Here is a 13,863-nt window from a genome sequence, read left to right as displayed (position 1 = left end):
TCACTGCGGGCGAATCGGCGCGCATCCCCGGGTGTGGTGAGATATGCGGGATAGTGAGTCAAGGCATCAGGAGACCGGAGGCACGCCGCGCGAGCGGGCGGGGGGCTGGCGCGTGGCGTGGCGCGGCGGGCTCAGCCGGTTGAAGGCCGCGGCTATCTGGATCACGGCAGGCGGCCTGATCCTCCTGGCGGTGCTGGTCACGACCCTGCGCCTTGCCCTGCCCATGGCGGCCGACTACCGGGAGCAGGTGGCCTTCGAACTGGGGGATCGTCTGGGTTACAGGGTGGAGATCGGCGCGCTGAATGCGGGCTGGCACCTGCTGGGTCCGCGGATACACCTGGATCAGGTGGCCATCTTCGGGGATGAGTCGGGTCCGCCGCTGCTGCAGTTGGATCGGCTCGATCTGGGCGTGCGCCTGTGGCACAGCCTGTGGCAGCGCCAGTGGCGCTTCCACTCGGTCCGCGTGCTGGGCGCGGACGTGCATGTTGTCCGGGATGCCGACGGGCTGTTCCGGGTGTCGGGCGCCGGCACGGTGGCGGCGGACAACGAAACGCCGGTCCGGGACGGCGGCGCCCGGGTGCTGGAGATGCTGGCCGGAACCACCTTCCGGCTGCAGTCCAGCCGCCTGCGCTACACCGACCGGGTGATGGACCTGGACTACCGCTTCGACGACCTGAATCTGGGCGTGGCGGTGGGCGCGGATACCCTGCGCCTGGCCGGTCAGGTGTTCCTTCCCCCGGAACTGGGGCGGGATCTGACCGTCGGTGTGGACGTGACGGGCGACCCGGAGGTCCTGGAGAGCTGGCGGGGTCAGGTGCACGTGCGGGGGCAGGGGATCGTGATCGACGCCCTGCCCGACGACGCCCTGGCGCGAAGGATCAACGTGCAGTCCGGCGTGGTGGACATGGAGATGTGGAGCCGCATCGCCGCCGGACGGCCGGATCGGGTGCGTGCGCGGGTGCAGGCGGCGGATCTGCGTCTGGCACCGCCGGGGCAGGAGGAGAACGAACCGGCGCCGGAACCGGTTCGCCTGGACAGGCTGGCCGTCGATGCCCTCTGGGAACAACGCGGCAGCGGGCGTTGGCAGCTCAGGCTGCATCGGCTGCAGCTGCAGCATGCCGGCCGCCCGTCCGTGCGCATGGGATTGTCACTCTTCCACGAGGAGGTGGAGGGTACACGGCGCTTCTGGGGAGAAGCGGAGGGTGTCCGGGTGGATCATCTCCTGCCGCTGGTTCTCTCCCAGGACATCCTTGATGTCGGGCAGCGCTCCCTGCTTGCGGGGCTCCGGCCCGCGGGCGAACTGCCCCGGGTGCGATTTCATGGGCAGTTGCCGGAGATCGGAGAGCCGCAGTTCGCCGCCACCGGCGCGTTCCGGGAGCTTGCGGTGGAGCCCCACGAACGCCTGCCCGGCTTTCACGGCCTGAGCGGCGATTTCAGTGTCTACCACGATGGCGGGGAGGTCAGTCTGAACAGCCGCCACATGCGCGTGGATGTCCCCCGGCTGTTCGCGGACAGCCTGTGGGCGTCTGCGGTCAGGGGTACCGTCGACTGGACACGGCACGGGGACGGCTATCGGGTGACCAGTGAGGATCTGCACGTGCACAACGAGGATGTGCGGGCCGGAGGCCGCCTGGTCCTTGATCTGGGGCCGGAGCCACGCATGGATCTGGAGGTGGAATTCGCTGATGGCGACGGCAGCCGCGCCGCGCGGTATCTGCCGGTGGGCATCATGCCGGAACCCACCTACCGGTGGCTGAGCCGCAGTATTGTGGACGGCCGGGTGCTGGACGGGCGGCTCGTGTTCAGCGGCCCGTTCAGGAAGTTCCCTCTGGAGGGCGATGACGACATCTTCGAAGTCCGCGCCCGGGTGAGCGACGGTGTGCTGGATTACCAGCCCGGCTGGTCGGCATTGCGGGAGGTGGCCGGCGAGTTGATCTTCGATGACCGGGGCATGCGCGCGGAAAACGCCTCCGGACGGCTGCTCGATGCGCGCATCAGTGACGCCGATGTGCGCATTGCCGATTACCGGGCCGCGGAACTGGAGGTGCGGGGGCAGGCGCGGGGACCCCTGTCCGACATGCTGCGCTACGTGCGGGAGAGCCCCCTGGTGAGCGGCCTGGACGGCCTGCTGGATGACACCCGTGCCGAAGGCGACAGCCGTCTGGACCTGGCCCTGACCATGCCGCTGCACCGGGGCGGCGGCGGTCCGGCCGCCACGCGCGTCTCCGGTGCGGTGGAACTGGATGGCAACCGGCTGCGCCTGGAGACGCAGCCGGTGGATTTCACCCGGGTGACGGGTCGGGTGGCCTTCACCGAGGCTACGGTGACTGCAGAGCAGGTGCAGGCTCGCTTCAATGACGAATCCCTGTCCCTGGATGCGAGCATGCCGGACGGCGGGCCGCTCACGGTGCGCGCGGAGGGCATGCAGCCGGTGGCGGCGCTTGCGGCGCATCTGCCGAACTATCTGAGGCCTCACCTGCGTGGCCGGTCACACTGGAGCGGCGAGTTCACGGCGCCGATCGATGGGACCGGAAGCCCCCGTTTGCGTCTGGAGTCCATGCTTGAGGGGGTGACCTCGGAACTGCCCGAGCCCCTTGCCAAGACGTCGGGAGTCCGGGTGCCCCTGCACCTGGAGGTCCCGCTCGGGCCGACGCGGGACCCCGTGCACCTGCGTTACGGCACCATCCTGTCGGGCGTGCTGCAACCGGACAATGACGGTTTGAGCGGTGAACTGCGCTTCAATGCAGGGGATGCCCGCATGCCGGAGGAGGGCCTTCGTATCGCGGGGCGCATGGAGCGCGTCAACCTGGATGCATGGCACGCGGTGGCCGAAGCGCACCCGGCCGATGCCGCCGAACCGCCTCCCGGGAGCCGTGTCAGCGCGATCGATCTCCATGCGGGTGAGGTGATCAGCGGTGCACGGGTGGTCCGGGATGTCCATCTGAGCGCGTTGCGCGGCCGCGAACGCTGGCAGGTCCGGGTGGATTCGGCGGCGCTGCGGGGCGAGCTGCAGATCCCCCGGGAGCTTCGGGGGGTCGCCCCGCTGACGTTCAACATGGAGCGGGTGGATCTGGACCGGATGGCGGCGCCTGCTGGAGGGGTTGCATCCGGGTTGCCCCGCCTGGACCCCCGCACAATGCCCGGGCTGCGGGGTGGCATACAGGAACTCGTGCATGACGGACGCAGATTCACCGACCTGCGCATTGAAGCCACCCCCGTGCGTGACGGCATACAGGTTCACCACCTGCAGGCGGGCAGTGCAGGCGGTCATGCCAGCCTGCGTATCACCGGGGATTGGCGCATCGCGGCCCCGGACCGGCATCAGACCCGGCTGCGTTACGATCTGAGAACCTCTCATCTGGGGCTGATGCTCACTGATCTGGGGTTTCAGCACGGCTTCGATCAGGGAGAGGGGAAGATGGAGGGTCAGGTGCGCTGGCCCGATGCACCCACGCATTTCACATGGGATGGCCTCCAGGGTGACGGGCGCGTGGACATAATCGACGGGCGCCTGGTCGAGATGGATCCGGGGGCGGGGCGGCTGCTGGGACTGTTCAGCCTGAACATGCTGCCCCGCCGGCTCGCCCTGGATTTTCGCGACGTGTTCCAGCGGGGTTTCCTGTTCGACAAACTGGAGGGCACGATCCATCTGGTGGGCAGCGACGCCTACACCTCCGATCTGCGCATCCAGGGCGTGGCGGCCAACGTGGAGATCGAGGGCCGTACCGGCATCGTCGCGCGGGATCACGACCAGCGCATCGTCGTGACGCCCAGGGTGGGCGGCGCCCTGCCGGTGGCAGGTGCCCTGCTCGGTGGCCCCATGGCCGGTGCCGCGGTGTTCATCCTCGACCGTGTCCTCGGCATGGGCCGCGGCATCGATGCGGCGGCCCGGGTGGAATACCGAGTCACCGGCACATGGCAGGATCCGGTCGTGGAGACCCTGGCCAGGCCGGCGGGCGACGACCTGCCGGGATAGGGCCTTGCGGGTTTGCACAGCCGGATAGGCGATCACGATGCCGGTTGGTATAGTGGTGTCATGTTGATGAAGCCGCTTCGGATCCTCTGTCTGGCCCTCCTGTTTGCCGCCGGCCCGGCCGCCGCACAGACCGTGCTCGTGGTGGATGCCGAGACCTGGTCGACGCCGCGCAGCGCCGAGTACCTGATTCGGCTCACGCCCCTGCGCGAGGCCGTGGCCACCCTGCAGGGTGGCGAAGATCGTCGCCTGACCATTCGCCACCCGGAGAGCGAACAGGGTGAGTTCTGGGCGGCGGAACTGCGCGACTGGCTGGTGGCCCTGGGTGTCCCCTCGCTGCGCATCCATGTGGAAGGGGACACATCGGTGCACGAGCAGCTCGACCTGGTGATCCGTCCCTGAAACCCCTGACCGGTGAAGCCTGATGCCATGCAAAGCGATACCCCAGTGACCCGCGTGGCTGCCATACAGATGGCCTCGGGCCCCAACGTGATCGCCAACCTCTCCGAGGCAGGGCGCCTCATCTCGGAGGCCGCTGCCGCCGGTGCGCGCCTGGTGGTCCTTCCGGAGAATTTCGCACTCATGGGCATGACCGAGGCGGACAAGCTCGCCGAGGCCGAGGAGGATGGGCGAGGGCCGCTTCAGGCGTTCCTCGCGGAACAGGCGCAGCGTCACGGGTTATGGCTGGTGGGCGGCACGATTCCCATTGCCAGTGACGATCCCAACCGGGTGTTCGGCTCCAGCCTGCTGTTCAGCGACCTGGGGGAGCGTGTGGTCCGCTACGACAAGATCCACCTGTTCGACGTACAACTTCCGGAAGGCGAGGAGTCCTACAATGAATCCGAGACCACTGCCCCGGGGGACCGGGCGGTGGTGGTGGAGACGCCGTTCGGGCGGCTGGGCATCGCCGTGTGTTATGACCTGCGCTTCCCGGAACTGTTTCGCGAGATGCTGGACCAGGGCATGGAGATCCTGGCATTGCCCGCGGCCTTTACCGCCATCACCGGCAGGGCCCACTGGGAGGCCCTGATCCGCGCGCGGGCCATCGAAAACCAGATCTATGTGATCGCGGCGGCCCAGGGCGGATTTCATGTCAACGGCAGGGAGACCCATGGCGACAGCATGGTCGTGGATCCCTGGGGCCAGGTGCTGGATCGTCTGGCCCGCGGCTCCGGGGTGGTGTCGGGAGAGATGGATCCGGAGCGGCTTGCCGCGGTCCGCAGAAGTTTCCCGAGCATCAGCCACCGCCGCCTGAGTTGCGGGATCCGCTGACCCCCGGCTCCGATGGATCGTGCGGGCCAAAGGCCCCGCAATCGGCGGGTTGAATTGGTGCGGTACAGGCCCCACTGTGAACAACGTATGCACCCCCTGTCCCGTGGAGATCACCCCCGAATGTCCCAAGTCCTGCAGATCGCCAAGCAACAGTTCATGGAGCCTGCGGGCCTGACCGAGGGCGATCTGGATCGGGCGCTGGGTGGGCTCATGGGCCCGGGGCTCGACGGGGGCGACCTGTATTTTCAGCTGACCCGTCACGAGTCCTGGTCCCTTGAGGACGGCATCGTCAAGGACGGCAGCTTCAACATCGAGCAGGGGGTCGGCGTGCGCGCCCTGAGCGGTGACAAGACCGGCTTCGCCTACTCGGATGACATCAGGATGCCCACCCTGCTGGAGGCCTCCGCTGCCGCCCGCGCCATCGCGCGCCAGTCCGTATCGGGCCAGGTGGCCGTGCGCCGTAACCAGGACGGCCATCAGCTGTACGCGCCGCTGGATCCGCTGGCCACCCTGGACGAGCAGGCGAAGATTGATCTGCTGCACCGCGTGGATGCCGAGGCCCGCCGCCTGGACCCGCGTGTGAGCCAGGTGATGGTGAGCCTCAACGGCGTGCACGAAGTGATCATGGTGGCCAACACCGACGGCACGCTGGCCGCCGACGTGCGGCCGCTGGTGCGCCTGAGTGTCAACGTGATCGTGCAGGGCAAGGACGGGCGCCGGGAGCAGGCCTCCGGTGGTGGGGGCGGGCGCGTGGGCTACGCGTATTTTCTGGACGAGGATCGGGCGCTGGGATATGCGCGTGAGGCCGTGCGTCAGGCGCTGGTGAACCTGGAGGCCGTGGATGCACCCGCCGGCACCCTGACCGTGGTGCTCGGACCCGGCTGGCCGGGCGTGTTGCTGCATGAGGCGGTGGGCCACGGGCTGGAGGGCGATTTCAACCGCAAGGGCACTTCGGCCTTCAGCGGACGCATCGGGCAGAAGGTGGCCGCCGACGGCGTGACGGTTGTGGATGACGGCACACTCATGGACCGGCGGGGATCGCTCAACGTGGACGACGAGGGCACGCCCACGGAGTGCACCACGCTGATCGAGGATGGCGTGCTGTGCGCCTTCATGCAGGATCGCCTGAATGCCCGGCTGACGGGCGCCCCCGCCACCGGCAACGGCCGGCGTGAATCCTATGCCCACCTGCCCATGCCGCGCATGACAAATACCTACATGCTGGCGGGCGCGCACGATCCGGGCGAGATCCTGGAGAGCGTGGAGCGGGGGCTCTACGCGGTGAACTTCGGCGGAGGCCAGGTGGACATCACATCCGGGAAGTTCGTGTTCTCGGCGTCCGAGGCCTACCTCATCGAGAACGGCCGTGTGACCCGGCCGGTGAAAGGGGCCACTCTGATCGGCAACGGCCCCGAAGTGCTGACCCGGGTATCCATGGTGGGCAACGATCTGGAACTCGATACCGGCGTGGGTACCTGCGGCAAGGAAGGCCAGAGCGTGCCGGTGGGCGTCGGCCAGCCGACCCTTCGGGTGGACGGACTGACCGTGGGCGGCACCAGTACCTGAACCGCAGCGCTCCGCGAATGAACGCAGGTTCGAGTGAGCAAGCGCACCGATAGCGAACCGCGAAGGGCGCGAAGGGATGCGCCAGGGTCGCAAAGGGTTTTTCAACCGGAGATTTTCTTCGCGTCCTTGGCAAATCCCTTCGCGCCCTTCGCGGTGCGGCTTCGGTACTTCAACTCGCGCGCATCCGCGCACGTTCGCTGAGGTAGCGGAACAGGGCCCGGGAGGCGGTCTTGCGGGCCGCCGGGGTGGGTGCGTCGCGAGCGCTGTCGATGAGCCCACGCAGCTTCCCGGCGTCGCTGTCCGGATGTTCGGCGAGCCAGGCATCGAGGGCCTCGGCGCCCTGGGTGAGCAGCCGCTCGCGCCAGGTCTCCAGGCCCTTGAATGCCCTGGCTTCCCGGTGCCGGTTCCGCTCCTTTTCGGCCAGGACGGCCCGGATGGGCGCGATGTCGATCTTGCGCATGAGCTTGCCGATGTACTGGCGCTGGCGCCGGAGCGCGCCGTGCTGGCGGATGGCGCGCGCATCACGGATGGCCGTCGCGAGCACGTCGGGCAGGGCCAGGGCGTCGAGTTCCGCGTCATTGAGCGTGCTCAGTCGCTCGCCCAGGCGCTGCGCCTCCTCGGCCTCGCGCTTGAGCCGGCTGCGGCTGATATAGTCGTCGTCTTCACTCATGGGTGCCTCGGCACGAAGGAAGAGGATCCGCAAACGAACCGCCTGAAAAGCCGGACCGAGAAGGGCGCGATGGACTGCGCAAGAGCCGCCAAGGCTTTCCTGAACAGGAGATTTTCTTCGCGTCCTTTGCGAATCCCTTTGGGCCCTTACGCTGTCCGGCTTTTCGGAAGTCCGCTTTGCGTTGACTCGCGGACTGCATCTTACAACGATTCAGGAGATCCCCGGTCCCCGGGCCCGCTCTCCAGACACTCGGGAATATACATGACAGCCATTCAGAGACTCCCCAGAGACCAGCAGACCATGGAATCGATCGTCGGGCAGATGCTGGACGAAGCCCGCAGGGCGGGCGCCAGCAGTGCCGAGGCGGCCGCCAGCAATGATCTGGGTCTGTCGGTGAACGTGCGCCTCGGTGAGGTTGAGACCCTGGAGCACCACAAGGATCAGGGTGTGGCCATCACGGTCTACTTTGGCCAGCGCAAGGGTACGGCCAGCACCTCGGACCTGAGCCACGAGGCCCTCCGCGAGGCGGTGCATGCCGCCTGCCGCATCGCGCGCTATACGGCGCAGGACGATTGCGCGGGGCTGGCCGATCCGGATCTCATGGCCGGCGACTGGCTGGACCTGGACCTGGACCACCCCTGGGACCTGTCGGTGGAGCAGGCCATCGAGTTGGCGCAGAGCTGCGAGGCCGCCGCCCGGGATCATGATGCGCGGATCATCAATTCCGAAGGCGCTTCCACCAACACGCTTCGCGGACTGGCGGTCTACGGCAACACCCACGGCTTTCTGGGGGCCTATACGGCGACCCGTCACTCCATCAGCTGTTCGGTGGTGGCCGCGGACGAGAAGGGGATGCAACGGGATTACTGGTATTCCGTATCCCGGGACGCCAACGGCCTTCAGACGCCCGAATCCGTGGGTCTCGAGGCCGCACGGCGCGCCGTGCGGCGCCTGGGCGGACGGCGCCTGTCCACGCGCCAGTGCCCCGCCGTGTACGTGCCCGAGATGGCACGCTCCCTGGTCGGGCATTTCGTGAGCGCGGTGCGCGGCGGAGCACTGTACCGCAAGGCGTCCTTTCTGGTGGATGCCCTGGGCGAGGACGTCTTCCCGTCCTTCGTGCGCATCCACGAACAACCCCATCTGCCCCGAGCGCTGGGCAGCGTGCCCTTCGACAGCGAGGGCGTGGCGACCCGGCCCAGAGACGTTGTGAACGGCGGGGTGCTCAAGGGTTACGTGCTGGACAGCTATTCGGCGCGAAAGCTGGGCATGAGCACCACCGGAAATGCCGGCGGCGTGCACAATCTCACCATGGAACCCGGGGAGCAGGATCTGGACGGCCTGCTGAGGGACATGGGTACCGGCCTGCTGGTCACCGAACTGATCGGCCACGGGATCAATATGGTGACCGGTGACTATTCCCGGGGCGCGGCCGGTTTCTGGGTGGAGGACGGCGAGATCCGGTATCCCGTCGAGGAGGTCACCGTGGCCGGCAATCTGAGGAATCTGTTCAAGGGTATCCGGGCCGTGGGTAATGACGTGAACGTGGACAGCAACATCCGCACCGGCTCGTTGCTCCTGGAGCAGGTGACGGTCGCCGGGGAATAGCGAAGTGGGAGTTGGGAAGTGGGAAGTGGGAAGAAGGATGAAGGATGAAGGATGAAGGAGGAAGGAGGAAGGAGGAAGGAGGAAGGAGGAAGGAGGAAGGAGGAAGGGAGGAACCTCACACCGCTCCATATACCCTGAGGGTGAGGGGCAACCCCCTCCGTCGCTTGCGGGGGGAGGGCGGGAGGCGGCCTTTCCCGCTTCCCGATTCCCACTTTCCCCTTCCAGCATGCTGGATCAGGGTACGCAATTGCGGTTACTCTGCGCGGTATCTGCAAGCACGATTCGGAAGGCGGCCCATGCGCAATACACGCAACGCCCTGATCTGGATGAGTCTGTTCCTGCTGGCGGTGGCCCTCGTGGTGGGTCTCCTGATCATGCCGCTGACCCGGGCCTTCATGGCCAACCCGGTGTTCAACGGCATGATCCTGATGGTGCTGCTGGCGGGTCTGGTGATCAACTACCGGCAGGTGATGATCCTCGCCCCGGAGATGCGCTGGATCGAGCGCTTCCGGCGCGCCGACGCGGCAGACGCCGCCACCATACCCCGTACCCGTCTCCTGGGTGCCATGGCCCGGCTGCTCACCGGCCGGCACGGCGAGCAGTTCACCCTCTCCACCACGTCGCTGCGTACCCTGCTGGACGGGATCCGCTCCCGCCTGGACGAATCCCGCGACATCTCGCGCTACATCATCGGCCTGCTGGTGTTTCTCGGCCTGCTGGGGACCTTCTGGGGCCTGCTTGAAACCCTGGGTGGGGTCAGTGCGGTGATCGCCGGCCTGAACCTGGGCGGCGAAGACGTCAGTACGGCGTTCAGGGGGCTGCAGGCGGGCCTCGAGGCGCCTCTGTCCGGGCTTGGTACCGCCTTCAGTTCGTCCCTGTTCGGGCTTGCCGGCGCCCTGGTGCTGGGGTTCATCGATCTGCAGTCAGGGCATGCCCAGAACCGTTTCTACAACGAACTGGAGGAGTGGCTGGCCGGGCAGACCCGGCTGTCCAGCGGTGGTCTTGCGGCGGAAGGGGAGGGCAGCGTGCCTGCCTACATCCAGGCCCTGCTGGAGCAGACCGCCGACAGCCTGGACAAGCTGCAACGGGTCATGGCCAGAGGCGAGGACAACCGGCGATCGGCGGAGCAGCGTCTGGAGGGTCTCATCGAGGAGGTGGGCGCCTTGGCGGAACAATCGCGCAGCGATCACAAGGCCATGATGAACATGGTGCGCACTCAGGGCGAACTGCAGGGTGTCCTGCAGGCCCTGGCGCAATCCACCGAGTCCACCGCCGCCACCGACGGGCAGATCCGCGACCAGTTGCAGCATCTGACCCAGACTCTGGACACCATGCGCCAGGAACTGGGTACGGACCGCACCCAGCTCAACGATGTCCTTCGTGAGGAGATCCGCCTGCTGGCGCGCACCCTGGCGCGCGCGGGAGATCAGCCCGGCAGGGGTTAATCATGCTCTCGACATTCCGCCGCCGCAGCCGCAGCACCGACATCTGGCCGGGCTTCGTGGACGTGCTGGCCACGGTGGTGCTGGTGTTCGTCTTCCTGTTGATGCTTTTCGTGGTGGCTCAGTTCTACCTCTCGGATGTCCTTTTCGAACGTCATCGCGCACTGGAGACCCTCCAGGAGCGGGTGACCCAGTTGGCGGACACCCTGTCCATGCGCGAGGCCGAGGCCGAGGCCCTGCAGGAGCGCGTGCGGGCCCTGACCGGCCGGTTGCAGGTGACACTGGCCGAACGCCACCAGCTGGAAGAGAGTCTGGCCGAGAGCCAGGCGGAGATGCGCGAGCAGGCCGAGTCCCTGGAGGCGCGATTGATGGAGATTGCCTCGCTCCAGGAAGACATCGACGTCCTGCGGCGGGTGCGTGAGGATCTCGAATCCCAGGTCGGCCGTCTCGCCGGGGAGCTGGACGAAAGCCGCGAGACCGTGGGTCAGTTGCGCGACCGCAGCCAGGCCCTGGAGGCGCGTCTTGCCGAAGCGGAGGAAACCACGCTGCTGGCCCAGCGGGATATCGAGGAGCGGGAGATCCGTATCCAGGATCTGGTCGCCGTGGTGGAGGAACGGGATCAGGCACTGGTGGAGGAGCGCCGCCTGACCGCCGATGCACAGGCCAGGGTGGATGCCATGCGCCGGCAGATGGAGGCCCTGGAGCAGCAGCTTGCCCTGCTCAACGAGGCCCTGCGGGCACGCGAGTCCACCATCGAGGAACAGCGCGTCGAGATCGCCGATCTCGGCGAGCGCCTGAACCTGGCGCTCGCCGAGGAAGTGCGTGAGTTGTCCCGGTACCGTTCCGAGTTCTTCGGGCGCCTGAGGGAGGTGTTGTCGGACGTGGAGGACATCCAGATCGTGGGGGACCGGTTCCGGTTCCAGTCGGAACTGTTCTTCGAGACTGCTTCGGCGGATATCGGTGCCGACGGCCGTGAACGGCTCGACCGGGTGGCGCAGCTCATCCGGGACGTGGATGCGCGTATCCCCGACGATATCGGCTGGGTGCTGATGGTGGAGGGCCACACGGACCGGCGCCCCATCCGCACCGAGCAGTTTCCATCCAACTGGCAGCTCTCCACGGCCCGGGCGCAGAGCATTGTCGAGTATCTCATCGCCCGCGGGGTGCCGCCCCGACGGCTTGCAGCGGCCGGGTTCGGCGAGTATCACCCGGTGGCGCCGGGCGATACGGAAGAGGCCTTTGCACGCAACCGGCGCATCGAGATGCGCCTCACGAGTGCCCCCAATTAAGCGGGACGCGCCGGTCGCCCGCGCCGCAGTGCCGCGATGGAACCTGCGCACGTAATGAATCATCGGCTCATGAACGCCCTGCAGACGGTCCTGCTGGTCTCGGGATTGATGGGATTGCTGGGCGCGGTGGGCTGGCTGATCGGTGGGGGATCATACGCCCTGATGGCCATGGGCACCGTGTGTCTCCTGTATTTCTTCAATCCGGCGGTTTCGCCGGCGCTGGTCATGCGTCTGTACCGGGCACGGCGCCTGGATGCGCGCGTGGCCCCGGTGCCCGTGGCCATCATGGAGCAACTGGCAGAACGGGCCGGGCTGCCGGCCACACCCACGCTCCACTACGTGCCCAGCCGGGTGATGAACGCCTTCTCCGTGGGGGATCGCCGGCAGGCGGCCGTGGCGGTATCCGACGGACTGCTGCGGGGCCTGGATCTGCGCGGTCTCGCCGCGGTGCTGGCCCACGAGGTCAGCCACATTGCGCATAATGATCTGCGCACCATGACATTCGCGGATCTCTCCAGCCGGCTGACGGGTCTCCTGTCACTGGTGGGGCAATGCCTGCTGCTGGTCAACCTGCCGCTGCTGATCATGGGCGAACAGACCATCAGCTGGCTGGCCATCGCCCTGCTGGTTTTTGCACCGACACTGAGCGCGCTGTTCCAGCTCGCCCTCTCGCGCAGCCGTGAGTACCAGGCGGATCTGGGTGCCGTCATGCTGACCGGCGACCCCGAAGGTTTGGCTTCCGCCCTGGCGAGGCTCGAATCGGTGCAGAGAAGCATGCTGGAGCGGGTTCTCCTGCCCGGCTGGCGTATCCCGGAACCCTCCTGGCTGCGCACACACCCGCCTACGGAACGGCGCATCGAAAGGCTCATGGGCCTTCAGCCGATGCCGGGTATCCGCCCGTTGACCGTTCCCGCCCGCTTTGACCCGCGCCCTCTGTTGCGTGCCGACCTGCGCAGGCCGGGATGGCGCATCGGCGGTACATGGTTCTAGTCAGCATATCGGTCACCACCGTTCGGGATCTGCCGGACCCGGTGGCGCGCCATCCGGTCTCCCAGTTCGAAGACGGCCAGCCCGGCAATCACCAGGCCCGCCCCCGAAACCACCAGCAGGCTCAGGGGCTCGTCGTTGAGCGCATGCCCCAGCAACAGGGCGGCCACCGGGGTGATCAGGGTGATCAGTGCCACGCGCGTTGCATCCACGCGACCCAGCACGTAGTAGTACAGCGAGAATCCGAGCACGGAGCCGATGACCCCCAGGTAGAGGATCGATGCCAGCGCGCGTTCCGGCAGCGAGGCCGGCCAGCTGCCGTCGAACACCGCCCAGGTGGCCACGAGCAGCGGCGTGGACAGGGCCAGCCCGCCGGCCACCAGGGCCAGGGGCCGGAATTGGGCGCCCAGGCGCTTGGTCCAGACGGCGCTCGCCGCGTGGATGAAGGTGGCGAGCAGCACGGCGGCGATCCCGGCGGCCGCCTGTTCATGGGCGGCCGCCCCGCCGCTGAAGATCACCGCCAGTCCGCCCACTCCCAGCAGGGCGCCTGTCAGGCGCACGCGGGTCAGCCCCTGCCCCGGGAGCCACAGGGCGGCCATGGCGCCGGTGGCAATGGGCGTGAAGCCGAAGATTGCCGAGATCCATCCCGAGGGGATCTGCTGTGCGGCCCAGTAGGTGCTGAGCATCGCTCCGTAAATCCCCAGGCCCACCACCATGTAGACGGCCAGGGCATCCCGTCGCCAGACACGTACCCCGGACAGACGCGCGAGGGCCAGCGCCAGCACGGCGCCGATGGCCATGCGCGCGGCCACGCCGAACAGGAAGCCGGGACCTTCGCCGCTCCACTGAATGGCGAGCGGGGTGGTGGCCCAGATGAGGATCACGCCCAGATAGGCAGCCGGGACGGACATGGTGGTTCGCGCCTCCTTTGGACTGGGTGAAAACAAAAAGGGGCCGCAGGTGTCTGCCTGCGGCCCCTTGGGGCAAATCCGGAAGAACGGTTGTGGAATGCGGTTACGTCTCTCCGAATGGCGCGCGCAGGCGGTGCCGGCTTGCCAG

Annotated in this window: 10 protein-coding genes; 8 read left to right on the top strand and 2 right to left on the bottom strand. The window is 67.5% G+C overall.

Going from position 1 to position 13,863, the window contains the following annotated elements; genetic code table 11:
* The first annotated feature begins 43 nt into the window (after positions 1-43).
* From THITHI_RS0105605 to tldD, 4 genes are all read left to right on the top strand, one after another.
* The gene (locus THITHI_RS0105605; RefSeq protein WP_026186089.1) at positions 44-3,976 is read left to right on the top strand and encodes a YhdP family protein; all 3,933 of its coding nucleotides are present in this window, start codon (positions 44-46) and stop codon (positions 3,974-3,976) included.
* Positions 3,977-4,042: 66 nt separating this feature from the next.
* Entirely contained in the window at positions 4,043-4,375 is a 333-nt protein-coding gene (locus tag THITHI_RS0105600) for a hypothetical protein (RefSeq protein ID WP_156820481.1), read from the top strand.
* A gap of 27 nt (positions 4,376-4,402) precedes the next feature.
* Positions 4,403-5,245: a carbon-nitrogen hydrolase family protein gene (locus THITHI_RS0105595; RefSeq protein ID WP_018232097.1), complete on the top strand. Its 843-nt coding sequence runs from the start codon at positions 4,403-4,405 to the stop codon at positions 5,243-5,245.
* Between the two features lie 120 nt (positions 5,246-5,365).
* Positions 5,366-6,811, top strand: coding sequence for a metalloprotease TldD (gene tldD / locus THITHI_RS0105590; RefSeq protein WP_018232096.1), 1,446 nt, complete (start codon positions 5,366-5,368; stop codon positions 6,809-6,811).
* Between the two features lie 169 nt (positions 6,812-6,980).
* Here the strand turns inward: tldD and yjgA are convergent, their stop codons facing one another.
* Positions 6,981-7,481, bottom strand: a complete 501-nt coding sequence (yjgA, locus tag THITHI_RS0105585) for a ribosome biogenesis factor YjgA (RefSeq protein ID WP_033336911.1) — start codon at positions 7,479-7,481, stop codon at positions 6,981-6,983.
* A 261-nt stretch (positions 7,482-7,742) separates the two neighbouring features.
* On the opposite strand from yjgA, the gene pmbA reads away from it, so the two are divergent.
* From pmbA to THITHI_RS0105565, 4 genes are all read left to right on the top strand, one after another.
* Entirely contained in the window at positions 7,743-9,086 is a 1,344-nt protein-coding gene (pmbA, locus tag THITHI_RS0105580; protein ID WP_083908665.1) for a metalloprotease PmbA, read from the top strand.
* 296 nt (positions 9,087-9,382) lie between these two features.
* Positions 9,383-10,531, top strand: coding sequence for a hypothetical protein (locus THITHI_RS0105575; RefSeq protein ID WP_018232093.1), 1,149 nt, complete (start codon positions 9,383-9,385; stop codon positions 10,529-10,531).
* A gap of 2 nt (positions 10,532-10,533) precedes the next feature.
* Positions 10,534-11,817 carry a peptidoglycan -binding protein gene (locus THITHI_RS0105570; RefSeq protein ID WP_018232092.1) on the top strand — a complete coding sequence of 428 codons (1,284 nt, stop codon included), beginning with the start codon at positions 10,534-10,536 and terminating at the stop codon, positions 11,815-11,817.
* Positions 11,818-11,886: 69 nt separating this feature from the next.
* Positions 11,887-12,807, top strand: coding sequence for a zinc metalloprotease HtpX (locus THITHI_RS0105565; RefSeq protein ID WP_232199386.1), 921 nt, complete (start codon positions 11,887-11,889; stop codon positions 12,805-12,807).
* Here THITHI_RS0105565 and THITHI_RS0105560 read toward each other — a convergent pair.
* Positions 12,804-13,715: a DMT family transporter gene (locus THITHI_RS0105560; protein ID WP_018232090.1), complete on the bottom strand. Its 912-nt coding sequence runs from the start codon at positions 13,713-13,715 to the stop codon at positions 12,804-12,806. The genes THITHI_RS0105565 and THITHI_RS0105560 overlap by 4 nt on opposite strands.
* Between the last annotated feature and the right edge of the window lie 148 nt (positions 13,716-13,863).

Origin of the sequence: Thioalkalivibrio thiocyanodenitrificans ARhD 1, assembly GCF_000378965.1 — a bacterium.
GTDB classification, from domain to species: domain Bacteria; phylum Pseudomonadota; class Gammaproteobacteria; order Ectothiorhodospirales; family Ectothiorhodospiraceae; genus Thioalkalivibrio_A; species Thioalkalivibrio_A thiocyanodenitrificans.
Note: the sequence above shows the minus strand (reverse complement) of the source record. Positions and strands in the feature narration are given on the sequence as shown.